A 23661-nucleotide genomic window follows, 5' to 3' on the forward strand; every position below is an offset into this window, starting at 1 on the left:
AGCACTCTTTGCCCTCGCCACATTTACTTTCAATGCCGCAACTGCTTCTTCGAGATGACCCCCGCGTTTTCAGATAGTTAAGTGTTTTTTCTTAAGTCGCCGCTGCACCAAATTTTCTATGGCGACATGAACGGTACAATGGTTTGAAAACCTGAGATGGGGGTTTTATTTTGTCGATAATTGAATTGCAAAAAGAAGACTTGGCTGCTTTGTCCGATACACTGCTTGAAGAGCTTGTCGCACGTTTATGTGAAGCCGAACTCGCTACACGCAGCGGTAAGCTCAGGGACGTTATGTGGTCAGGTTCGATCAAAGCACCTGATGGCGGTGTCGACGTTCGAGTCACGATTTCAAGCGGGGAATTCGATGGTGATTTTGTGCCCCGTCTCGATACCGTCTTTCAGGCCAAGGCAAAGTCTATGCAGCCTGCTGAGATACGCGACGAAATGCTAGAAAATGGCACACCATCTCCCATTGTGAAGGAACTTGTCGAAGCTGGAGGAGCTTACATAATAGCTTCAACAGAGGATTGCTCCCCTCCGACCTATGCTAGACGCATTGAAGCAATGCGCAGAGCTGTTGAGTCACTGCCAGAGGCCGGTTCACTTCAACTTGATTTCTATGACCGGTCACGACTTCATCGCTGGTTGCGTCAGTATCCGTCAGTTCACGTTTGGCTGAGGGGGGCTCTCGGACGGCCCTTATCTGGTTGGCATGCCTTCGGCAGGTGGAGTGCCACGCCGACTGATGCCGATGACACTTTGATATTGGAAGAAGGTGTAACAGTCAACGTACCTTCAACTGGGAAAAATGGTCTTACTCTAGAAGAAGCTCTTCCTGTAGTTCGGCACCTTATTTCGTCGTCTGGGAAGCCGATTAGAATTACAGGCCTGTCTGGCGTAGGTAAGTCGCGGTTTGTCCAAGCGTTATTTGAAGAAGGTGTTGGCGAAGGTGCACTAGATCGAACCTCGGTAATCTATACTGACATCGGGGATCAACCGGAACCATCGGCTCGTGCCATGATTGATACGCTTCTTGCGCAGGACTCGTCGCTTACGGTCGTTTTGGACAATTGCGCATCCGACCTTCATAACTCACTTTCTGCCCGTCTTCGCGCAAAAACAAATTCCGTGAAGCTCATTACGGTCGAATATGACATCCGCGAAGACAAATCGCAGACGACCGAAGTTGTACAAATTGAAGCGCATGGGCCGAAGATCGCTGAAACACTGCTCCTGCGGCGTCACCCCGAACTGGGACAATTTAACGCTGCAAAAATTGCCGAATTCTCGGAAGGCAATGCTCGGCTAGCGCTAGCAATCGCTGAGTCCGCGCCGGTTGACGGTACATTGTCGAAGCTCACTGACGAACAACTGTTCAATCGTTTGTTTTTCCAGCGACACGATCTTGACGCAGGACTCAAGGAACGGGCGGAAGCGCTATCACTTGTTTATTCATTTTCGGTTAATAGTGATGAGGAAGGAGTGGACGAACTCAGCCTTCTGGGTGAACTCTGCGAACATAGCCGGCTGCGCATGCACAGAGCGGCCCAGACACTCGTTGAACGCCAAGTGGCGCAACAAAGATCTCGTTGGAGAGCCGTTTTACCTCACGCGGTTGCGAACCGCTTAGCGACTGAGGCGCTCAATAAGATACCGGTCGAACTTCTCGTAGACGTATTTGAGCGCCGCGCCAGTTCACGCCTTCTCAAGTCCTTTGGGCGGCGATTGGGTTTTCTACACGAACACCCAGTTGCAATCGAAATTGTGACCCGCTGGGTGTCCGAAGGCGGGCTGTTGTCCGACCTGATGCGGCTCAATGAACATGGTCAGAAGTTGTTCTTGCATATTGCGCCGGTAGTCCCAGAGCGCACGTTGGATTTAATAGAACGCAGTTTGACGGGTACCGAAGTCCTCACCGACCTCAAGCCTACGAATTTTTTTAGGTCAGTCGTCCTCAATCTGCTAGTCGGGATAGCCTATTACCCTGATCACTTTGAACGGGCCGTGGAAGTTTTATTGAAAATTGCCGAACATGAAGACCCAAAAAACAACTATGACAGCGTACGCGGGAAGCTTGAAGGATTGTTTCAGATCCACCTATCCGGGACCCACGCAACGTTGAAGCAGCGCGCCTCGATCGTCGAGGATTGTTTCAGTGCCAATAGTCATTTACGGCAGGAAATTGGCCTTAAGCTGTTAGGCTCGGCATTGGAGGCGTGCCGATGGACTGGCCTCAACACCTTCGAATTTGGTGCGCGCCCTAGAGACTTCGGATATAACCCGAATTTCACTGAGCGTCTCGAATGGTTAAAGCGCTTTCTGGGGATCGCGTTCAAAGCCGCCAGCTCTGGACGGCCAAAATTGGAAAGCTCGGCTCGTCACCTCATTGCTAGCAAGTTTCGCAGTCTTTGGCGGTACCCTGATCTTCGTTCCGACCTCTCTGAACACGCAGCAGAAATAAACAACGGTTTGCCATGGTTGGAAGGTTGGCGCGCCGTTCGTTCAACGCTCTATTTTGACTATAGAGACCCCATAGATACGCCAGATCGGCGAACGGCGAAAACGCATCTTGAACAACTGGAAGCCGATCTCGCCCCTCGAGACCTTATTTCTGAGATTGAAGCGCTAGTGGTCAATCCTGGTCATGATATCCGGTTATTTGAGGAAAAATTCGATAATTCGAGTCTTGAAAAACGCGAAGAAGCTTGCCTGAGACTAGAAAGCAGAGCATTTAAATACGGTGAAACCATCGGGGCAACACCGGCCCTGCTGGACGGTTTTGTTGCGAGGCTGTTCGAACAAAATTATGCGCCTTACCAAATGGCTTTTGGCCGCGGCTTAATGAGCGGTTCGGTAAAGCCGCGCGAAACTTGGTTGATGCTTTTGGGTGCATTACGCGCCCTCGACATAAAAACATTCAACTACGGAGTCTTGTCAGGGGCGCTCGAAGAGCTTTCAAAATCTGATAGGCCGCTCGTCGACAGTTTGCTGGACGAGGCTGCGTCAGACAACCTGCTAATATGCAGGATTACTTGCGTTTTCGCGCATTTGAAGGCAGGTCACACTCGAAGAACCCGCTTGAAGACGTCAGCCCAGTGGATTTGGTCAATTGGTGCCGCAATGCAGGCGACGAAAGGGCGTGGGCGCTGGTCTCCAATGCGATTGCTCCATTTGGATCTTGCCATAAAGGTGGAACGGTAGAGCTATCCGAGCAAGCAGTGGCTATTCTTCGAAATGCGCCTGAACCGCTGGATGTCCTCAAGATTTATATTGAAGCGGTTAGCCCGATGAGAGGGTCTGACAGCAGAGCCGACATTATGGCGGGGCGCATTGCGGCTTTAGCTTCTTTAGATATCCCGCACTCAAATAACGTGAAAGCGCTTTTAAAAGCCGAGCTCCCACGCCTCCAAAAAATTGAGAGAGAAGAGCGTAAACAGGAAACCAATCGAGATCGCGAAAGTGAGCAGGGTTTCGTGCAGTCTAGTAAACTCCTGCAAGACCGGGCAGCGTCGCTGTGACACACTCACTCAGGCTGTTAGGCCAAAGCTCGGAAGACTGTCAGAGCGAAATAGAACTCGAGGGAACTGCATATGAAGAAACTCAAAATTATCCTGATCGGGTGTTGCCTGATCGTTATGGGCCTGGCCCTGCATTATGTGTTGCCGCGGGTTTCCGTTGTCGAGGTGGTCGGCGTTGAGGTTAAACGTACCGATGTCGAGGTTGGAACCCGAGATGTTTACATGATTCAAACCCGGGTGATCGGCGGCGACAAAGTCCGCGTGTTCCGCAACGAAGACTCATGGCTTTACTTTAAGCTCAACTCCGCGAATCTTCAGACGCAAGCGGCTGTCTTTGCCCGCGAAGAGAAGGGCACGGCAGTTGCTATTCGTTATTACGGCTGGCGTCTCCCGCTTCTGTCGATGTTCCCGAATGCGACGTCAGTCTGGCCTGTAGAGCCCGGTTACCGTCATATCCCGATTTTCAACATAGTTATATTGGTGTTCCTTTTCGGCTTGGCGTTTATAGTGCGCCGCGCATTTAAGCGAGCGTCCGGTAAGCTTACAGAACTGCGTGCCCGGCATGCGCCCGGGCGTGCGGACAATGTTCCCTCGTCTTCGTCCTCATCATCCTCAAAATCATCCCCGGCAAGCGATGCTGGTCACGATGAATGGCTGCAGAGCGACCAGCAAACGTCGAACCGGTCTGATAAGTCGGGGAGGGACGACTGAACGGATGCAAAAAACACCGGTTATCACGCGACATCCTCTGAACACAGGGGTTCTTGAGCTGCGGACCAGCGCAGCGCCGACAGACGGCGAATTATTCCGGATTGCGGAGCGTATCAACCCTAAGCGCAGCTTTCTTTTCGTATCCACCGTACTCGGGCGCCATATCCCCGTCAGACCGCGGGACCATTTTGATGCGGTTAACGGAATCGTCGATCAGATTCCCGATGCGCTGCTTGGCGGCCCTCTTTTGGTGATGGGTTACGCGGAGACGGCGGTGGGGATTGGAGCGGCTGCGGCTCGGCGCATCCGGGAGCGGCGGCCCGAAGCGGACCTGCTCTACCTGTCGACGACCCGGCACCCGGTTGCGGGTCGGGAATGGGTCAGCTTTTCGGAAGGGCACAGTCACGCTACCGCACATCATGTGATGGCGCCAACGTCGTGCGAGCTGTTAAGCGGGCCTGCAAGAACGCTTGTTCTTGTGGATGACGAAACAACCACCGGAAACACCTTTGCGGCTTTGTTCAAGGCGGTTCATGACGGCGGGGTAGACGTTAAACGTGTTCTACTTCTGACCCTGACCGACTGGTCTAACGGACGAGCCGCCCAAGCAATCGCGGAGCTCTGCCCTGGCATCCCGGTGGACGCGTTCTCTTTGGTTCGAGGGGAATGGCGGTGGGAGCAGGACGCGAAAGCAACGCTTCCGGCTGTTCCGGTGTGGGCCGGGGAAGCGACACTTCCAGCCTGGGTCCCGAGCTCGAACCTGAACTCTGTGCCGAATCCGCTGTCCAATGCTCCGCGGCTCGGGCTTCAGATGGAGCCGGCTGTCGAACCGATTGTTGAATCGAGAAGCAAACAGACAGCGCCCTTGATTCCGGCCGCTCTGCCGATGGTGGCCGCAGGCGACTCCGTTCTTGTGATCGGGACCGGCGAGCACGTTTGGGGCCCGATGCTGCTGGCGGAACGCCTTGAGCAGGAAGGGGCGGATGTAAAGTTCGTCGCAACGACTCGCTCGCCAATCCTCAACGGAGAGGTTATCCGGCATAAAGTGACGTTTCCAGACCATTACCGGGTGGGCGTACCGATGTATCTTCACAATGTCCCCGAACGCCCCAGCGCTCGAGTCATTATCATGACCGAAACAGGCGATGACGGAATCTGCCCCACGCTCCGGGCCTATCTCGGACGCGGACACATCATTAACGGAGCCGGCCAAGTGACGGAGTTCGAGACGTAATGGGCCAATGTATCTACTTGACGGATCTTGACGACACTCTTTTTCGATCATTTCACAAACACCCCCAGGGCGAGGCGTTAACGCGGGTAACCACCGCGACCAACGGCCACCATGGCCATATGAACCCGGCGCAGCAGGGCCTACTCTCGGCGCTGAGGGCAACCGGGGCGGTGATTCCGGTGACTGCCCGTAGCACCGACGCCTTCTCCCGAGTTCATCTCGATTTTGGCACCCGGCGCGCTATTCTGGCCAACGGGGCGGTGATTTTGAACGCCGAGGGCATTGCAGACCCTGACTGGCTCGCGCACACGGCGCACATTGGGCGCAGCGCAGAAACGTTGCTGCGCGACATGTCTGCGCTTATTGGCGCGGAGCTTGGGTCAGCGGCCCGCAACTGGATCGTCGAAGAGTACGGCGCGCCGGTCTATTTCTGCGTCAAGATGAACGCGACCGCCGGGGCGGAAGACGTTCGGAACGGTATCACCGCCGCAGCGGAGCTCCTCGCAAGCCGGTTCGACTTGTCCGGTCTGCAGCAGCACGCAAATGGCAATAATCTCTCGTTCACGCCAACAGGCATCTCAAAGCGGGAAGCCTGTCGGCATCTGATAGACGGCATCAGAGACGGCAGCGGGGCGCCGCTGATCGGCATTGGAGACAGCCTGACGGACCTTCCGTTCATGGGTCTCTGCGATTTCATCATGACCCCATCCGGGTCGCAGATTACAGACCTCATGGCGCGAATGTCCGATCGGGGCCTAACACCTTGAGCCGCCCATTGACTGATACCGAAAAGCGCCCTTTTTCAGGCAGCTATCTACCGGAAGACGTGGAATTTTTGTTGAAGCCGGTCGCGCTTGAACCCACCCCGGTGGAGGAGAAAGAGCGCCGAATTCAGGCCGGCGTGACCCATTACTCGGAAATGATCTCCGAGGAGCGGCGCCCAGATGCCCGTTACCTGTCGCTGTTCGAGGAGTCTTGTCGGCTTGGAGTGCCGCGGCTCGCCCGAGACATCCGTTCCCTGGCAGGGCAAATTCTTGATCTGGTCCAGCAGGGCCGGTCGAACCAGGAAATCACCTTGTGCAGCCTTGTTCGGGCCGGAGTACCTTACGGGGTTCTGCTTAAGCGCGATTTAGCCCGATTGGGCGCCGACGTCACCCATTTCGGAATCTCGATCATCCGCGATCGGGGCCTTGACGAGGCGGCCATGGGGGAAGTTCTTGCGCGGCGCCCTGTTGACGGGGTGATCTTCGTTGACGGGTGGACCGGCAAAGGGGCCATCACGGCGGAGTTGGCGGAGTCCTGGCGTGCGCTCACTGACCGGGAGCCAATGCTCGCTGTGATCGCCGACCCTTGCGGCCGTGCAAACCTCTGCGGATCCCGCGAGGACTGGCTGATCCCCTCCGGCATTCTTGGCGGTAACGTGTCCGGTCTTATCTCCCGCTCCATCCTCCGGTCTGACCTGATAGGGCCAGGGGACTATCACGGCTGCATCCTGCTGGATCACCTCGCTGATATTGACTTGTCGCGCTCGTTTGTCGATCGGGTGGATGTGGCGTTGTCGACGCTGGAAGCTCGGGTTGAGTTGGACCCAGAGGCGGACTCGTCCGCGGCTGCCCGGTTCCGCACAGAGGCGGACCGCACCGTTGCGGCGGTTGCCACGCGGTTCGGAGTGCAGAACCGCAACCGCATCAAGCCAGGCATTGCGGAGGCTACAAGGGCGGTTCTGCGGCGCCGGCCAGAATGCGTCCTGGTTCGATCGCTCAGCGAAGACCCAGACCTTGCAGCGCTCATTCATCTTTGCCGTCAGGACGGGGTCAATCTGATTGAGGCGCCTGACCTCACCGGCCCTTACCGGGCGATTACGCTCATCAGGGAAACTAAATGACTGACTTTGGGTCTCATATGTTTGCGGCTTATAAACTGGGGGCTACTCTCTACATGCCCGCCATACATCCGAAGGTGCCTGACATAGTGTCAGGGTTGGCACTGTCGCCAGCCTCATCGATTGTTCTTTGCCTGGAGGACGCGCTGCGTGAGGAGGACATTGAGAAAGGCATCCGAACCCTGACGGAACTGCTAAAGACCCGTCTTGGTAACATTGACAGCCGGCCGCAGGTTTTCATCCGGCCCCGGTCTTACGATATGGCGTGTCGGCTTCGGGCCATTGACGGCATTACCCAGATTGACGGTTTTGTTCTGCCGAAGGCGCGGCCTGAAACCGCCCCGGATTGGATTTCGCTGCTGTCAGGAACCACCCTGAAACTCATGCCAACGCTTGAGACACCGGAATTTTTCGATCCGGCCCGGCTGATTCAGTTTCGGGACCTACTGCTGAGTGCCGGACCTGACAGGATCGCCGCGGTCCGGATTGGTGGGAACGATCTTCTGGGTTCGATGGCGCTGCGCCGGGTGCGTGGCATGACGGCCTACGAGGGGCCGCTTGGCTGGTTTTTATCGATGGCGGCATCGATTCTGATCCCGGCCGGGATTCCCGTTTCCGCCCCGGTCTTTGACATCATTGAAGACACGGAGACGTTGCGCCGTGAGGTGGAACGCGATGTGCAAATGGGATTCGTCTCAAAAACAGCCATCCATCCGGCTCAGGTCCCGATCATTGAAGGTGCGTTCTCCGTATCGGAAGAGGACCTTCGTGCAGCCAGAGCAATCCTTGATCGGGACGCAAGTGCCGTGTTTCAGATTGGTGGCGTTATGTGCGAGCCTGCAACCCATGCTGCGTGGGCACGCCGCACATTAGCGCGGGCGGATCGGTTCGGGTGTCACTCGTTTGGGCAGGGCAGTTATAAGCGAGAGACTGGTACCGGCTGAAAATGTAAATTAGGATTCATTAAGGAATGGAAAATGCATTGCACAACAGATGCAGAAAATTGTACTGTTTTTCAAAGCCATAAAAGGAATTAAGAAATGAGTATTTCTCTATCGAAAGGCCAGGCGATAAGTCTGTCAAAAGATAATCCGGGACTGACCCGTGTTTTCATGGGGCTGGGCTGGGATCCGGTGAAAAGCAGCGGCGGCTTCCTGTCGAAGCTGTTTGGCGGTGGCGCCTCATCCATTGATCTGGACGCAAGCGTGCTCGTGTTTGACAGCGCGAAGAACGAAATTGACAGAGTCTGTTTCACCAAACTCAAATCATCAAACGGCGCAATCACCCATGACGGCGACAACCTGACCGGTGAGGGCGATGGCGATGACGAAGTGATTCGGGTCGATCTGTCCCGTCTGGACGCAAAAGCTGCGCACCTGGTTTTCACCGTGAACAGCTTTCGCGGTCAAACTTTTAATGAAGTCGATAACGCAGTCGCCCGACTGGTCGACGACACCAATCAAAAAGAAATCTGCACTTACACTTTGCGCGAGCAAGGCGCACATACAGGCGTTGTTATGGCGTCTTTGTCAAAAGGCAGCGACGGGTGGAGCATGACGGCCCACGGAGTTCAAGCCACCGGCCGCACTGTCGACGACCTGGTAGGCGTTTCGAAATCTGTCATCTAACAGGAGATTAACTATGTTGAACTGGTTAAAAGACAAAAGTAATGAAGCCCGCACCCGCCTGACTGCGGAAGTGTCGAAGTTCCGCAATCGCACCTTTATGGAGGCCGTTGTTGCCTCCTGTGCCCTGGTGGCGGCGGCGGATGGAACCGTATCCTCTGATGAGAAACAGAAGATGGCGGGGTACATGCGCAACTCGGATGAGCTCAAGCACTTCGCGATGACCGACGTGATTGCCTACTTTGAGAAGGTCGTCGGGAATTTTGATTTCGACGCGGCGATCGGTAAAGCCGAGGCGCTCAAAGTGGTCGGTCGCCTTCGTGATAACGAGGAACAAGCTCGCGTTATGGTTCGTGTTGCCTGCGCGATCGGTGCGTCAGATGGAACCTTTGATGACGATGAAAAGGCCGTAGTGCGCGAGATCTGTCTGGAGCTCGGGTTGAAACCCGCCGATTTCGATCTTTAATAGAGAATTCAACGAGGGCGGCTCATGCTGCCCTCAATTTTTTAAATAAACGGAATCATAAATGGACGGATTAACCACCTATCAGCTCGCTGTTATTGCGCTGGGTGCTATTTTTTTCGGGGTATGGCTTCTTGTTAAAGGGGGTGATATCACGATTGACTCAGCGGTACGCATTGCTGAAAGGTCTGGCCTTTCGAAGATGTTCATTGCGGCGACCATCGTTGCGTTTGGTACTTCGGCGCCGGAACTGTTTACATCGGTGAACGCAAACATCAGCGGCTTTTCAGGCATCGCGGTCGGAAACGTAATCGGGTCCAACATCGCTAACGTGTTGATGGTGGTTGGTATTTCGGCAATGATCGCCCCGGTCGTGTTTGACCGTAAAAAAGCTCGGGTCGACACCCTGGTGATGATTTTCGCCACCGGGGCTATGGCCGTTGCAGTCTGGGCCGAGCTTCTGCCCCGCTGGGCAGGTTTGGCAATGGTTTTCGCTATTGTTGCCTATGTAACCTATCAGTACAAAGCCAGTAAAATCGAAGTCGACGAAGACGACGAGGGCGAAGATGGGGTTCCCGGGAATCCTTTTGTTATGGTCACGATCGGAATTGTAACCCTTGTGATCGGGTCGGAAGTGCTCGTTCAGGGGGCGGTTGCCGGCGGATTCGCGCTGGGCGTTCCCGAAGCGGTAATCGGGATGACCGTGATTGCATTCGGCACCTCCCTGCCTGAGCTAACAGCCTGCGTGGCGGCGGCTCGTAAGGGTCAGTCGGATATGATCATTGGCGGAATTGTTGGATCGAATATTTTCAACATCCTGTCGGTGATGGCGATTACGGCAGTAGTGAAGCCGCTGGTGATCGATCCGCGGTTCGGCCAGTTTGACCTGTTGATCGTTCTTGCCGTAACGTTTGTGTTCGCGCTCTTCCTGCTGTTTGTCGGCCGAATTGGTCGGATTGCCGGTGGGGTTATGGCGGTCTCTTATCTGCTGTTCACCGTCGCTCAGTACAGCGGAGTGGCTGACGCATTCGTTGGGGTCGCGACCCCTTAATGTATAACTACGTATAACGATGCACAACGAGTTTGGTAGCAACCTGTAATATTTACCCGTCTGATTCGGGCGGGTTACAACTTACATTTCGCAAAGGAAAACGACATGGCAATTTCTCTTAGTAAAGGTGGCAACGTTTCGCTTTCTAAAGAGGCTCCGGGTCTCACTTCCATCCTGGTTGGTCTTGGCTGGGACCCGCGCGTTACTGACGGCACAGAATTTGACCTGGACGCGTCAGTATTTATCTGCGGTGAAAACGGCAAGGTGCGTTCCGACGAGGATTTCATTTTCTACAGAAATCTGAGCGGGCTTGGCGGCGCTGTTGAGCACCTTGGTGACAACCGCACCGGCGAAGGTGAAGGTGACGACGAGCAAGTCAAGATCGACCTGTCAAAAATCCCGGCGGACGTGAAAAAGCTGGTTTTCGTGGTGACGATTCACGAAGCCGAAAAGAAAAATCAGAACTTTGGCCAGGTTAGCAATGCGTTTATGCGCATTCTTAACCAGAACGGAGGCGCTGAACTTGCGAAGTACGACCTCTCCGAAGACTACTCAACCGAGACTGCTATGATTTTTGGTGAGATCTATCGGCATAACGAAGAGTGGAAAATGAAGGCAATTGGCGCCGGCTTCGCAGGCGGTCTAGGACCATTGGCCACGGCACACGGCGTGAACATCGGCTAGTTCGGGGGCGGGCCGCCATTTTGGTGGCCCGCACCGGTTTATTAAGGAGTTCCTGATGACTGTCCTGGGCCCTGGCGCAAACGCGCCCCTTACCTCGAATGACCTAACCGTTCTGATCCGCCATGGCACCATACCGGGTGCGGATATCGACGTGTCCGCTTTTTTGGTTACTGCGTCGGGCAAAGTTCGGTCAGATGCGGATATGTGTTTTTACGGGCAGCCGTCGGTTGCCGGCGGCGCTGTGGCGCTGTCGGGCTCCGAAAACGGAGAGGCCCGGTTTGCTTTGGGGCTTGGCCAAGTTCCAGCCGAGATAGAAAAGGTGGTGTTTACGGCCACGATTCACGAGAATCGGGCATCGTTCTCGAAAGTCCCGGAGATTACACTGGATGCGGGCGGAATACAGGGTGCCATTCCCTGCGCCGGCATGACAGAAACGGCGCTTATTCTGGCCGAACTTTATCAGCGCAACGGAGCCTGGAAATTCAGGGTCGTTGGGCAAGGGTTTAATGGAGGGCTGGCCGCGTTGGCGAAACACCTTGGCGTCGAAATTGCCGAGCCGGCTCCGCCTGTTCCGACTCCAACCCCGGCGCCTGCTCCCATTTCAACTCCGGCTCCCATTTCAACGCCGACTCCTATTTCAACTCCGGCTCCAAGCCCGACTCCCTCGCCGTCAACAAGTTCGGTCAACCTCTCGAAAGTGAGTCTGACCAAGCAGAACAACACGGTCTCTTTGAAGAAAGAGGGCGGCCGTTTTGGAAAAATGCAGATCAACTTGAATTGGAACCAGAGCCAAACCCAGAAAAAAACCGGGTTTTTCTCGAAAGGCTCGGTCGCGATCGACCTTGACCTGGGCGCGTTCGTAGAAACGCGAGACGGTAAAAGACATGTGGTTCAGGCGCTTGGCAACGGCTTCGGTGACTTCCAGCAGGCGCCCTTTGTGCGACTGCTCGGGGATGATCGTACCGGCTCCGTCTCAGACGGAGAATGGCTTGAGATAAACGGGGACCGATGGGCCGACATCAAGCGCGTTCTTGTTTACGCATTCATTTACGAAGGGGTTCCGAACTGGAAGGAAACCGACGGAATTGTTCGAGTACTGGTTCCGGGGCAGCCAGAAGTCGAAATCCGGATGAACGAGTTCGAACAGGACGGCAGCATGTGCGCGGTGGTTGGCATAGACAATCACAACGGTCAGGTGCGCGTCTCCCGGCAGGTCACTTTCCACAGTGGCCATAAGGCTCTGGACAAACAGTACGACTGGGGATTTCGCTGGACCGCCGGTCGCAAATAATCGGCCGTTCGCTTAAACCCCCCAGAACAGTTCGCGTCGCCCCGCACATACCTCTCCAATGACCCGTGCCGGACAATCCGGTACGGGGCCATCCAATGCATTAAGCAAAAGTGCAGGCAGGTTGACGTTTGTCAGCCCTGTCATTCCGATGCCGCCGGAAGCGCGGGTATTCACTTCCATTAGCCTCTGCGTTCCGCTGGCATCTTCAATTGTTTGTAGGTTCAAGACTCCCGTCAACTTAAATGTCTGCGCGATCAGTCCGGCGAGCTCCTCCCCGTAGGAGTCGTGAAAGAGCATCTGCGAGGTCTTGGCTTTGACTCGGGTCACCGTTCCAAGTAAGTGTCCTTCATAACAGGAAAAATCAACACTTCGTTCCGGTCCCTCAAGGAACGGCATCAGCATCATCGGCTCTGGCTGCGATACAGTCGCGAGCAGGGCACGGAAGGCAACGTCGGACAAATCCAGCGTGGATAAGCCGGAGAGTGGGGTGTCGGGGGGCAGTTCATCATGGAGAATGCGAAATCCCGCCCCGTATATGCCAGCAGCGGGTTTCACGCAGAGGAGGCCTGGGTGATCGGGGAAGAGCCGGCCTTCTGCGCGTAGGCGCGCGTATCCTTCAGCACCCTCAAAGAGCCGGAATGGGGTGGTCGGTATTTCAGCCAACTGCATTCTTGCCAGAAGTGATGGTTTGTCTTCAATGAGTCTTATTGTGTGTGAGTCCGCGACAGTCAGAAGCCGAACCCCTTGGGCTTTGAACATGCCCTGGAATTCAGCCAGTTCATCGCGTCGTCGGTAAGGCACCACCAATTCTGCACCCTCCGCGAGCGCGATCTGAAGCAGCCAATTTGCATAAGCGTCAGGACTCATCAATCGGGCCTCGAACGGCTCTGGCAACAGCCGGTTCGCCGCGAGTGCGATCGGAGTATCTCGCCGCTCATGGGTCGCGATAACGTAGAGATCTGGCCGAGCGCGCCGCATCAGGTCAATGAGATCAGCCGTGCCGGAGATGTTGTGATTGAAGAGGATTCGCAAGAGGGCTTCCTATCTTTTAATGAGCGTCCAATACTGGCCCGAATTATGGGCGAGCATTATACCTAGGGGGTTGCGAGTAAGTCTTCCATCACAGGTTCAAGCTGGCTTTTCAAGCGCGACGATCAGGGTTACTTTCCGCTTCATGTCGTGTTTTATGCCATCTGCGTTAATCGCAGAATCTGAGTTATCATAATTCGCGATGATAATGTTTGAGCGGCGCAGTCTGGCAAACGGAGTCAATTTTGCCGAGTCACTGAATTTTTGAGCAACAAAAGCGTTCCAGGATAGTCAGAGGGCAGTCAAATGAGTGACGGCGATGCCAGTTGGAATACCTCCCCCGAAGATAAGGCCAAGAAAGAGTCCGATGACCAAGAATCTCGTGCCAGGGCTCAGGGTCGTGAGACTCGAGAACGAACACCTACCTCGAGCGAAAAGTCATTAGGTCCGAAAGAACGTGACTCAGTGGCCGAAAATCGAAAGTTGTCGTCGCTGGCTATTTATTCCGTCATCTGGCGTGAGGGTGAGGAAGAGTTACACCGTCCGAAAATATCGCTCTGGTGGTCCGGCGTAGCAGCGGGTATTGGAATTTCAACCTCGGTGTTGGCCGAAGGAATTATTCGCGCCAACATGGGTTCCGACCACCCCTACTTGACGTTATTTGAAAGCTTGGGCTACGCGTTCGGGTTTGTACTGGTCATTCTTTGTCGGCTTCAACTGTTCACCGAAAACACCATTACGGTGGTGTTACCGGTTTTGGCTGACCCCACTCGCAATCAGTTTTATAGCGCTGCAAGGCTCTGGGCAATCGTGCTGTCAGCCAACGTGTGTGGCACATTTCTAACCGCCGCTATAGCGGTCTACGGGAGCATCCTCACCGACGACACCCTCTTTGCAATACTAGAGATCTCGCGCCACTTGACGACGTTGACCCCCATGGAGACGTTTTTGCGCGGCATTCCCTCAGGCTTTTTCATAGCGGCCCTGGTGTGGATGCTGCCTTCTGCGAAGGGGTCGAGTGTATTGGTTATTATTATGTTCACCTGGCTAATTGGGGCGGGTGGCTTTACCCACGTAATTGCCGGATCGAATGAAATATTCACTCTGGTGCTCAATGGCGAAATGAATATCTTTACCGCTTTTACTCACCACATTGTACCGGTACTCATCGGTAACATTCTGGGAGGCACAGGTTTGTTTGCGATGCTGGCCTATGGCCAGGTACAAGAAGAAATGTGATACGGCGCAAGAAATAAGTGCTCGTTGAATAAGAGTCGCACTATTGGGCGGCGTGGATAGATGTAGGTGTAGGAGTTAAAAAGGAAGTACTGAATTCTTGTTGAACGGAATTTTTCGGATTCCCACCAGGAGAATGTCATAAACACGATGGACATTAAATCTACCTCACGCACCTCGAACCTTCCGTTTAATGACCAGGATATGGAGTTGTTACGAGCGGAACTGTTTAGTGTCGAACAGCTAAAGCGCCACGCGGTTACACTGGTCGCGCAGCATGGAATCGATTCGCGCCGGGGGCCGGACAAACTGCTGCCCAGATTAGCGGACAATGCGCGTGTACTTTTTCTGGCTTACGACGTCGTGACCAAGGCCGTTATGCCCGGACACAGAACGGTACCGTCGGAAGCCTGGCTGCTCGACAATTTCTACCTCATCGAACAGCAGATTAATCTGGTGCGCCGGCATCTTCCCCGTGGTTACAGCCGGCAGTTACCGCGGCTGGCGGAGGGTCTTTCTGCCGGTTTTCCGCGCATTTATGATCTGGCCCTCGAACTGATTTCGCACATGGACGGCCGGGTGGATCTTGACAACACCACCCAGTTCGCCGCTGCCTACCAGACCGAGGAACATCTGCAACTTGGCGAACTGTGGGCATTCCCGATCATGTTGCAGTTGGCGCTGCTGGAAAATCTTCGCCGTGTGGCGGTACGTATAGCGCGTCGGCGTGAAGATCTCGATGCGGCCATCACCTGGGCAGATCGTATGCTCGCAGTCGCTGAAAACGAACCCGCGCGCCTGGTGCATTTGCTGGCAGAGTTTGCCGAGGCCGACGTTCCGCTTACTGCCCCTTTCGTAGAAGAGTTCTACGCCAGACTGCAGATTCAGGGGCCGGCGCTGGCATTTGTACAGGCCTGGGTTGAGCAAAAGTTACACGAACAGGGTGTAACGGCAAGCCAGTTGTCGCAATCCGCGAGCCGAACAGCCGCCGCCAATCAGGTCAGCATCGCCAACAGCATCGGCAGTTTGCGTTTTATTGGTGCGACAGACTGGAACGATTTTGTCGAATCACTCAGCGTTGTCGAAAAGAGTTTGCGAGAAGATCCCTCAGCGACATACGCTGATCAGGATTTTGCTACCCGCGATCGTTATCGACACGTTATCGAGGACATCGCGAGAGTGAGCCCCCACAGCGAGTGGGAAGTGGCACGCGAAGCGATTGCTTTTGCTGAGCGGGCTGCAAAGCGATTCGGTACGGGTGATCGCAGCGCTCACGTTGGTTACTATCTGATTGATCACGGTCGCGACAGTCTTGAGCAGTCCGTTGGCTGTTGTTTGACCTGGAAAACACGGATCAGCCGGATGAGTCGGCGCCACCGCCTGTCGCTGTACCTCAGCCCAATTCTGCTGATTACCTTCGTGATGACAGTCATAACGCTACTTCCGTTTAATGAATTCGAACCCGGAAACTGGCGTTACTGGCTATTTGTTGCACTGGGCTTGATCGGCGGCTCAGCTATGGCCGTTGGTCTGGTAAATCGCGTGGTGACGACGTTCCTGCCGCCACGAGCATTACCACGTCTGGATTTTTCCAAGGGCATACCGGAAAGCGAACGCACCATGGTGGTCGTTCCTACGCTGATTAACCGAACGCAGGACGTTGATAATCTGCGTGACGCACTGGAAATCCGTTATCTTGGCAATCGAGATCGCAATCTATTTTTTGCATTACTGACGGATTTTCACGATTCGTCCTCGTGCACGTCGCCGAATGATGAACCGCTGCTTGAATACGCACGTTCTGCGATCAATACGCTCAATGCAACTTACAACGACGATCGTCCATGTATTTTCTATTTGTTTCATCGGCCTCGTGTGTGGAACTCGATCGAACAGATTTGGATGGGGCATGAACGCAAGCGCGGCAAACTGGAACAGTTTAATGCTTTGTTGCGGGGAGAAGGGCAAACGGCATTTTCGGAAATAATCGGTGATTCGTCGATCCTGGAGTCAATCAAGTATGTCATTACCCTTGATACAGACACCCAGCTGCCACGTGACACCGCACGCGCACTGATTGGTAATATGGCGCACCCGCTCAACCGGCCGGTCTACGATGCCGGCAAAGGGCGCGTTGTAGAGGGCTATGCGATTTTGCAGCCGCGTGCCTCAATCAACTTCACCAGTGCAGGTCAGTCAAGATTTACCAAACTGTTTGCCGGCGAAGCGGGCATCGATCCCTACACCCGTGAAGTATCGGATGTTTATCAGGATATCTACGGCGAAGGATCTTTCGTCGGTAAAGGCATTTACGACGTGGATGCGTTTCGCCAGGCCGTTGATGGTCGGTTTCCAAACAATCTGATACTTAGCCACGACCTGCTGGAGGGCGGTTACGCGCGTTCGGCGTTGGTAACAGATGTCGATCTTATTGAAGAGCATCCGGCCGGTTATGCCCAGGAAACCAGCCGCAGGCACCGGTGGATACGTGGTGACTGGCAGCTTGCAGGTTGGTTGCTGCCGCACGTGCCCGGTCCGGGAACACAGCGGCAGCCAAACCCGCTTTCCACTTTATCGAAGTGGAAGATCGTCGACAATCTGCGCCGCAGCCTCGTGTCGCCGGCGTTGTTGGGGTTGCTGGCGGGTGGCTGGTGGCTGGGGCCGGGACCTGCGTGGTTTTGGTTTTCGCTGGTCGCCGGCATCGTCTTTATTCCCACGCTTTTGGGGATTTTGACTGAATTAATTCGTAAACCTGGCGAGCGTAACGGGCGGCATCATCTGATCCTGACCAGTCAATCTGCGCTGCGACCTTTAACAGTGTCCACTATGGTCTGGGTTTTATTGCCCTACGAAACCTTAATTCACCTTGACGCGATACTGCGTTCGGGGATTCGCATGCTGTTTACCCAGCGCGGTTTATTACTTTGGCAGTTGCAATCCTACGCGATTCGTAATGCGCGCAAAACTCTGGACGGTTATTTCAAGGAGATGTGGGTCGCGCCAACCCTAGCGGTTTTGTTGGCGATTGCACTGTGGCAGGTCCGCCCTGCAGAGTGGTTGTACTGGTTGCCCACACTCTTGTTATGGCTATCGTCGCCCGGCGTCGCGTGGTGGATCAGTAAGCCGCTGGTGACCCCAGAGCCGAAGTTGACAAGTGCCCAGCGCGTTTTTCTACGCACATCGGCTCGCCGAACTTGGCGTTTTTTCACCGACTTCGTCTCACCGCTGGACAATTGGCTTCCCCCCGATAACTTTCAAGAATATCCAGCGCCGGTTATTGCCCCCCGTACTTCGCCCACCAATATGGGCATGGCGCTGCTGGCCGACCTGGCAGCGTACGATTTTGGCTACATCAACGCGGGTGAATGTTTGCGTCTGATCGAAAACACGCTGGCAACGATGGAAAAGATGGAGCGCTACCGTGGCCACTTTTACAACTGGTACGACACCCGCACGCTGGAACCGTTGAAACCGCAGTATGTGTCTTCGGTGGACAGCGGTAACCTGGCAGGCAGTTTGCTCACGTTACAGGCGGGGCTGGCGGAGTTGAAAGACGCGCCCATACTGTCAAAAAATGCGTTTCAGGGGTTACAGGATACCTTGAACGTGTTTAAGGAACATATACCTGCGGCACTCAGCCAAGAGCTTAGTGGCAAGATCCGACTGCTTCATAACACTTTGTATGCGCTTACTCTTGATTTACAGCCACAGACGCTGATTGCCGCTGACGAAGCACTAAACCGGCTTCATCGTATTACAGGGGGGCTGGTTGCCTGTTTGCCGCTTAATTCCGATATGGATGGTGAACTCTATTACTGGGCACGGACTTTTGATCAGCAGTCCCTCGCGTTGCAAGACGATCTTCGCGGCATGGCTCATGAACCTGAACGTTTTGATACCATCCCGACGCTATCAACCCTGGCAAAGGCAGGAGGCCCGGGTTACAAGGGCGCTGTGGAGCGCCTTCAAAGTATCAATGACCTTTCCGTTCGGTGCCGTGAACTGGCCATGATGGATTTTGAATTCCTCTACGATACCACCCGCAGCCTATTGGCGATTGGCTTCGATGTGGGCGAACGACGTCGCGACCCGGCGTGTTACGACTTGCTGGCGTCCGAGGCGCGCCTGGCCAGTTTTTTGCTCGTAGCGCAGGGTCAGGTACCACAGCAGCACTGGTTCGCACTTGGCAGGCCGTTGACCAGTCGTGGCGGCGATGTGAGCCTTATTTCTTGGAGCGGCTCGATGTTCGAGTACCTTATGCCGCAGTTGATCATGCCAAGTTATGACAGCACTTTGTTAGATCAGACCTGCAAATCAGCGGTATCGCGCCAGATCGAATACGGCCGGCAGCGTGCGGTACCCTGGGGTATTTCTGAGTCGTGTTATAACGCCACTGATATGAACCAGGTTTATCAGTATCGGGCGTTTGGTGTGCCCGGAATGGGTTTGAAGCGCGGCCTTGGAGACGACTTGGTCATTGCGCCTTACGCCAGTGCGTTGGCGCTGATGGTAATACCGTTGGCGGCCTGTCGTAATCTGCAGTTATTAGCGGAAAACGGCTTTCTTGGTAATTACGGATTTTACGAGGCGATTGATTACACGCCGTCGCGGGTGCCGCGGGGCAAACAGCACGCTATCGTGCGTACTTTTATGGCGCATCACCAGGGCATGAGCCTTCTCGCATTCGGGCATCTGTTGCTTGATCAGCCTATGCAGCGTCGGTTTATGTCTGACCCGCTGGCGCGGGCGACGCAATTACTGCTACAGGAACGGGTGCCGAAACAGAGTGCCATGTTGCAGCCCCACGCTTCAGAAGTCAGTGCTTTCGCTCAGGCTCCCGCAGCGGAAACCGGGGCCGTTATGCGCGTATTCACCCATCTGAATACACCGCTACCCGAAGTTCATCTGTTGTCCAATGGCAGATACCACGTCATGGCGACCCATGCGGGTGGCGGTTACAGCCGCTGGAAAGATCTGGCTGTCACTCGCTGGCGCGAGGACGCCACGGCCGACAACTGGGGCACCTTTATTTACCTGCGCGATCGCGACACGGGGCGGTACTGGTCGACGGCGTATCAGCCGACCCTGCGTAAGGCTGATCATTACGAAGCCATATTTGTCCAGGCGCGCGCTGAATATCGCCGTCTTGATGAGGCAATCGAGGCGCACACCGAAGTCAGCGTATCGCCCGAAGACGATGTCGAAATCCGTCGAATCACACTGACTAATCAATCCTCCAAAACTCGCCACATTGAGGTGACAAGTTACGCGGAAGTCGTGTTAGCGCCATTGAACGCTGACCTGGCGCACCGGGCCTTCAGTAATTTGTTTGTCCAGACCGAAATCCTGCCTGACCAGCAGGCCATTCTCTGCACACGTCGCCCGCGTACACCGGGTGAAAAAGTACCCTGGATGTTCCACCTTTTTGCCGCACCCGGCACGAATGCCGACGAACCGTCGTATGAAACCGACCGCAGCCAGTTCATCGGGCGGGGTCGAACCGCTGCAAATCCTTTGATGCTGGACAGCAGCCAAGCCAAGCACACGAAAAAATTTGCAGGTGAGACCACAAAAGGCGGACAACGGCTGTCGAATACGGAAGGTCCGGTGCTCGATCCCATTGTGGCGATCCGCAGTACCGTTACTCTGGCGCCTGACGAAACGGCTGCGGTACAGCTCATTTCTGGCGTCGCGGACACGCGAGAAGCGGCCATTGCGCTGCTCGAGAAATATTGCGACAGGCACTTCATCGAGCGCGCCTTTGAAATGGCGTGGTGCCAAAGCCAAGAAGTGCTGCACTTTATCAATACAACGGAGGCGGATGCGCAGGTTTATGCCCGGCTGGCCAGTTCGGTAATTTACGCACATACGTTGCGTCGTTCAGCGCCCAGCGTTATTGCCCGAAACCAGTTGGGCCAGTCTGGGCTGTGGCGCTTCGCCATATCGGGAGACCTGCCGATCGTTCTGTTGCGAATAGGTGATCTGAATCGCATCGATCTGGTGAAGCAGATGCTGCAAGCCCATGCCTATTGGCGGATGAAGGGCCTGAGTGCGGACCTGGTAATTCTGAACGAAGACTTTTCTGGCTACCGTGCGGTTCTGCAGGATCGGATCATGGGCTTAATCAACGCCGGCGTCGACGCGGAGACTATCGACAAACCGGGTGGGGTTTTCGTGCGGCGCGCCGATGAGCTTTCCGAGGAGGATCGAGTCCTGTTTATGACCGTTGCTCGCGTGGTAATCACAGATACGGCTGAGACCTTGGCGGAACAGGTGGGGCGTATGGCGTTCGTAGAGCGTGTGCCGGATCGTCCACTGCCTTTGGCGCAAACGGTTATTGAAACGTTTTCTGAAAAAAAGGATGAACAGACAACTGAACGTGCCGACACTTCTCCGGCTAATAATATTATATTTTTCAATGGTTTGGGTGGATTCACATCTGACGGACGTGAATATGTTATTAACCTCGAGCCAGGGCAAACGACACCGGCGCCATGGGTTAACGTTATCGCCAGTCCGCACATTGGCACGGTTGTCAGCGAGAGTGGAGGTGCTTACACCTGGGTTGAAAACGCCCACGAATTCCGCCTTACCACCTGGCATAATGATCCTTTGAGCGACACCAGCGGCGAGGCGCTGTATATCCGCGACGAGGACACCGGTGCGTTCTGGTCACCGACGCCACTGCCGGCGCCAACAATGAACCAGCATCGCGCACGCTATGTTTGCCGTCACGGGTTTGGGTACAGCGTATTTAAGCACGACGAGGCCGGTATCGCCTCGGAACTGGTCACCTATGTTGCTATGGATGCACCGGTGAAGTTCCTGGTTATTAAACTGAACAACCATTCGGGCAGAACGCGGCGTATATCGCTTACCGGATATTGGGAACTGGTGCTCGGCGAGTGGCGCCACTCCAATCAGATGCACATCGTAACTGAGAAAGATCCGCACAGCGGGGCACTGTTTGCACGCAATGCCTATGGCCGTGAATGCGCCAATCGGGTTGTCTTCGCCAACGTTGCCCATGACGCTCTTGGCGAACAGGCGCAGACACTGACGGGTAACCGCAGTGAGTTCATTGGTCGCAACGGTTCTCTGGCCAGCCCAGCGGCACTTCACCGCACCCGCCTGTCGGGTAGAGTCGGCGCAGGTCTGGACCCCTGCGCTGCGCTGCAAACGCAGATTGAACTGGCTGACGGGCAAGAGCGTGAAATTGTGTTTGTGTTCGGCGCGGCCAGCAATACGGATGAAGCACAACACCTTATTCAGCGCTTCGGCGGGTCTGCGGGCGCCCGGCGAGCTTTGGAGTCGGTCGGAGAATACTGGCACCACACTTTGAATGCGGTGCAGGTTGAGACGCCAGATCCCGCGATGGATGTGTTGGTTAACGGTTGGCTGCTTTACCAGACCCTGTCATGCCGGCTCTGGGGTAGAAGTGGCTATTATCAGTCTGGAGGCGCCTACGGTTTCCGGGATCAGTTGCAGGATACGCTGGCCTTGATTTATGCCGAACCGGGGCTTGCCCGTGAGCAGCTAATCCGTTGCGCCGGGCGCCAGTTTGCCAAGGGCGACGTGCAACACTGGTGGCATCCGCCCAGGGGGCAGGGTGTTCGAACCCATTTTTCGGATGATTATCTTTGGCTACCCTATGCCACCTGCCGTTACGTGCTGGCGACCGGCGATACGGACGTTCTTGATGAACCCGTGCATTTCCTGGAGGGACGCGAGCTGTATGCGAACGAAGAGGCCTATTACGATCAGCCTCAGCGTTCGGCTGAGTCGGCCAGCCTTTACGAGCATTGTGTCCGCTGTATCAAGCACGGCCTGCGCTTCGGTGACCATCAGTTACCATTGATGGGATGCGGAGATTGGAACGATGGAATGAACTTGGTCGGCCAACACGGCAGAGGTGAAAGCGTCTGGTTAGCCTGGTTTCTGTACCAGAATCTGCAACAGTTTGCCGCTTTGGCACATGGCCGGGGCGACACGGTCTTCGCCGAATTGTGCAGCGCTCAGGCCTCGCAGCTTAGTGAACACATCGAAACGAATGCCTGGGACGGCGATTGGTATCGGCGCGCCTGGTTTGATGACGGTACGCCGCTGGGTTCCTCCGAAAACGAGGAATGCCAGATTGATTCCATCAGTCAAAGTTGGGCGATTATTTCAGGCGGTGGCGATCCCCAGCGCGCTCGTCAGGCGATGATGGCGGTCGATCAGCGGTTGGTGCGCCGCGATGCCCGGTTAATCCAGCTGCTTGATCCTCCCTTCGACAAATCCGCTCTTGAACCCGGTTATATCAAAGGTTATGTCCCGGGTGTGCGCGAAAACGGTGGCCAGTATACCCATGCTGCAATTTGGGCCACGATGGCGTTCGCCGAGCTGGGCGACCGGGAACGTGCGTGGGAGCTTTTCGTCATGCTAAACCCTGTCAACCACGGCAGTGAGCCGGATTCGATGCAACACTACAGGGTTGAACCCTATGTTATGTGCGCGGATGTCTACGGCGCACCGCCGCATACAGGCCGGGGTGGCTGGACCTGGTACACCGGAGCGGCGGGCTGGATGTATCGGCTGGCTTTGGAAAACCTTCTGGGCCTGATGCTGGAAAAAGATCATCTGATCATTTCTCCCTGCGTCCCTGCACATTGGGGTACATACACAATCCACTATCGCTATCGCGAGACGGTTTACCACATCAACGTCAGTTGCAACGGAGAACAAGCGGAGCAAATGGGCCACGTGACACTGGATGGAGGCGAAGTTACTGGCACAAGCGTAGACCGCGCAGGGCGTTTGCGCGGCGTGATTCCCCTGGTAAATGACGAACGGGATCATTACGTTGCAGTGGATTTTCCGGCGCGGTCTAAAACACTCTATTCATTAGGCTATGAAACCGAGAGTTTATGATCGGGAAGGTCTCAGGCATCATAAT

General features: G+C 55.1%; 15 protein-coding genes. 14 read left to right on the forward strand and 1 reads right to left on the reverse strand.

Annotated features, from left to right (window positions below; genetic code table 11):
- Nucleotides 1–170 precede the first annotated feature (170 nt).
- The 12 genes from MIH18_RS22125 to MIH18_RS22180 all read left to right on the forward strand — a co-directional run bounded on the left by MIH18_RS22125 (nucleotide 171) and on the right by MIH18_RS22180 (nucleotide 12461).
- A complete protein-coding gene (locus MIH18_RS22125; RefSeq protein ID WP_249013498.1) occupies nucleotides 171–3203 on the forward strand; it encodes a hypothetical protein in 3033 nt (1010 codons plus the stop codon).
- Nucleotides 3204–3220: 17 nt separating this feature from the next.
- Nucleotides 3221–3520 (forward strand): hypothetical protein, encoded by a 300-nt coding sequence (locus MIH18_RS22130; protein ID WP_249005164.1) that lies wholly within the window; start codon nucleotides 3221–3223, stop codon nucleotides 3518–3520.
- A gap of 72 nt (nucleotides 3521–3592) precedes the next feature.
- The gene (locus MIH18_RS22135; RefSeq protein ID WP_249005163.1) at nucleotides 3593–4231 is read left to right on the forward strand and encodes a DUF1523 family protein; all 639 of its coding nucleotides are present in this window, start codon (nucleotides 3593–3595) and stop codon (nucleotides 4229–4231) included.
- Nucleotides 4232–4235: 4 nt separating this feature from the next.
- Nucleotides 4236–5465 carry a phosphoribosyltransferase domain-containing protein gene (locus MIH18_RS22140; RefSeq protein WP_249013499.1) on the forward strand — a complete coding sequence of 410 codons (1230 nt, stop codon included), beginning with the start codon at nucleotides 4236–4238 and terminating at the stop codon, nucleotides 5463–5465.
- Nucleotides 5465–6232: a hypothetical protein gene (locus MIH18_RS22145; RefSeq protein WP_249013500.1), complete on the forward strand. Its 768-nt coding sequence runs from the start codon at nucleotides 5465–5467 to the stop codon at nucleotides 6230–6232. Before MIH18_RS22140 ends, MIH18_RS22145 begins: the two co-directional genes overlap by 1 nt.
- An 8-nt stretch (nucleotides 6233–6240) precedes the next feature.
- Nucleotides 6241–7350, forward strand: coding sequence for a cysteine protease StiP family protein (locus tag MIH18_RS22150; RefSeq protein ID WP_249013501.1), 1110 nt, complete (start codon nucleotides 6241–6243; stop codon nucleotides 7348–7350).
- Entirely contained in the window at nucleotides 7347–8291 is a 945-nt protein-coding gene (locus MIH18_RS22155) for an HpcH/HpaI aldolase/citrate lyase family protein (protein ID WP_249013502.1), read from the forward strand. The genes MIH18_RS22150 and MIH18_RS22155 overlap by 4 nt, the downstream gene beginning before the upstream one ends.
- Before the next feature lie 96 nt (nucleotides 8292–8387).
- Nucleotides 8388–8975: a TerD family protein gene (locus MIH18_RS22160; RefSeq protein ID WP_249005158.1), complete on the forward strand. Its 588-nt coding sequence runs from the start codon at nucleotides 8388–8390 to the stop codon at nucleotides 8973–8975.
- 13 nt (nucleotides 8976–8988) lie between these two features.
- The gene (locus MIH18_RS22165; RefSeq protein ID WP_249005157.1) at nucleotides 8989–9438 is read left to right on the forward strand and encodes a tellurite resistance TerB family protein; all 450 of its coding nucleotides are present in this window, start codon (nucleotides 8989–8991) and stop codon (nucleotides 9436–9438) included.
- 61 nt (nucleotides 9439–9499) lie between these two features.
- A complete protein-coding gene (locus MIH18_RS22170) occupies nucleotides 9500–10486 on the forward strand; it encodes a calcium/sodium antiporter (protein ID WP_249005156.1) in 987 nt (328 codons plus the stop codon).
- A gap of 105 nt (nucleotides 10487–10591) precedes the next feature.
- Nucleotides 10592–11170, forward strand: coding sequence for a TerD family protein (locus tag MIH18_RS22175; protein WP_249005155.1), 579 nt, complete (start codon nucleotides 10592–10594; stop codon nucleotides 11168–11170).
- 55 nt (nucleotides 11171–11225) lie between these two features.
- A complete protein-coding gene (locus MIH18_RS22180; protein ID WP_249013503.1) occupies nucleotides 11226–12461 on the forward strand; it encodes a TerD family protein in 1236 nt (411 codons plus the stop codon).
- A 12-nt stretch (nucleotides 12462–12473) separates the two neighbouring features.
- Here the strand turns inward: MIH18_RS22180 and MIH18_RS22185 are convergent, their stop codons facing one another.
- Complete coding sequence (locus MIH18_RS22185; RefSeq protein ID WP_249005153.1) at nucleotides 12474–13493, reverse strand: ATP-grasp domain-containing protein; 1020 nt, start codon at nucleotides 13491–13493, stop codon at nucleotides 12474–12476.
- 303 nt (nucleotides 13494–13796) lie between these two features.
- Here MIH18_RS22185 and MIH18_RS22190 point away from each other — a divergent pair, with 303 nt between their 5' ends.
- Together MIH18_RS22190 and MIH18_RS22195 are read left to right on the forward strand one after the other, a co-directional pair.
- Nucleotides 13797–14729, forward strand: a complete 933-nt coding sequence (locus MIH18_RS22190; RefSeq protein WP_249013504.1) for a formate/nitrite transporter family protein — start codon at nucleotides 13797–13799, stop codon at nucleotides 14727–14729.
- Between the two features lie 147 nt (nucleotides 14730–14876).
- Nucleotides 14877–23636, forward strand: a complete 8760-nt coding sequence (locus MIH18_RS22195) for a glucoamylase family protein (protein WP_249013505.1) — start codon at nucleotides 14877–14879, stop codon at nucleotides 23634–23636.
- Nucleotides 23637–23661 lie beyond the last annotated feature (25 nt).

Origin of the sequence: Marinobacter sp. M3C (genome assembly GCF_023311895.1) — a bacterium.
In the GTDB taxonomy this organism is placed as follows: domain Bacteria; phylum Pseudomonadota; class Gammaproteobacteria; order Pseudomonadales; family Oleiphilaceae; genus Marinobacter.

What these genes read in the sequence shown, in the direction of transcription:
- MIH18_RS22135 (WP_249005163.1), top strand. Translation starts at nt 3,593, where the DNA reads ATGAAGAAACTCAAAATTATCCTGATCGGGTGTTGCCTGATCGTTATG.
- MIH18_RS22140 (WP_249013499.1), top strand. Translation starts at nt 4,236, where the DNA reads ATGCAAAAAACACCGGTTATCACGCGACATCCTCTGAACACAGGGGTT.
- MIH18_RS22145 (WP_249013500.1), top strand. Translation starts at nt 5,465, where the DNA reads ATGGGCCAATGTATCTACTTGACGGATCTTGACGACACTCTTTTTCGA.
- MIH18_RS22155 (WP_249013502.1), top strand. Translation starts at nt 7,347, where the DNA reads ATGACTGACTTTGGGTCTCATATGTTTGCGGCTTATAAACTGGGGGCT.
- MIH18_RS22160 (WP_249005158.1), top strand. Translation starts at nt 8,388, where the DNA reads ATGAGTATTTCTCTATCGAAAGGCCAGGCGATAAGTCTGTCAAAAGAT.
- MIH18_RS22165 (WP_249005157.1), top strand. Translation starts at nt 8,989, where the DNA reads ATGTTGAACTGGTTAAAAGACAAAAGTAATGAAGCCCGCACCCGCCTG.
- MIH18_RS22170 (WP_249005156.1), top strand. Translation starts at nt 9,500, where the DNA reads ATGGACGGATTAACCACCTATCAGCTCGCTGTTATTGCGCTGGGTGCT.
- MIH18_RS22175 (WP_249005155.1), top strand. Translation starts at nt 10,592, where the DNA reads ATGGCAATTTCTCTTAGTAAAGGTGGCAACGTTTCGCTTTCTAAAGAG.
- MIH18_RS22180 (WP_249013503.1), top strand. Translation starts at nt 11,226, where the DNA reads ATGACTGTCCTGGGCCCTGGCGCAAACGCGCCCCTTACCTCGAATGAC.
- MIH18_RS22190 (WP_249013504.1), top strand. Translation starts at nt 13,797, where the DNA reads ATGAGTGACGGCGATGCCAGTTGGAATACCTCCCCCGAAGATAAGGCC.
- MIH18_RS22195 (WP_249013505.1), top strand. Translation starts at nt 14,877, where the DNA reads ATGGACATTAAATCTACCTCACGCACCTCGAACCTTCCGTTTAATGAC.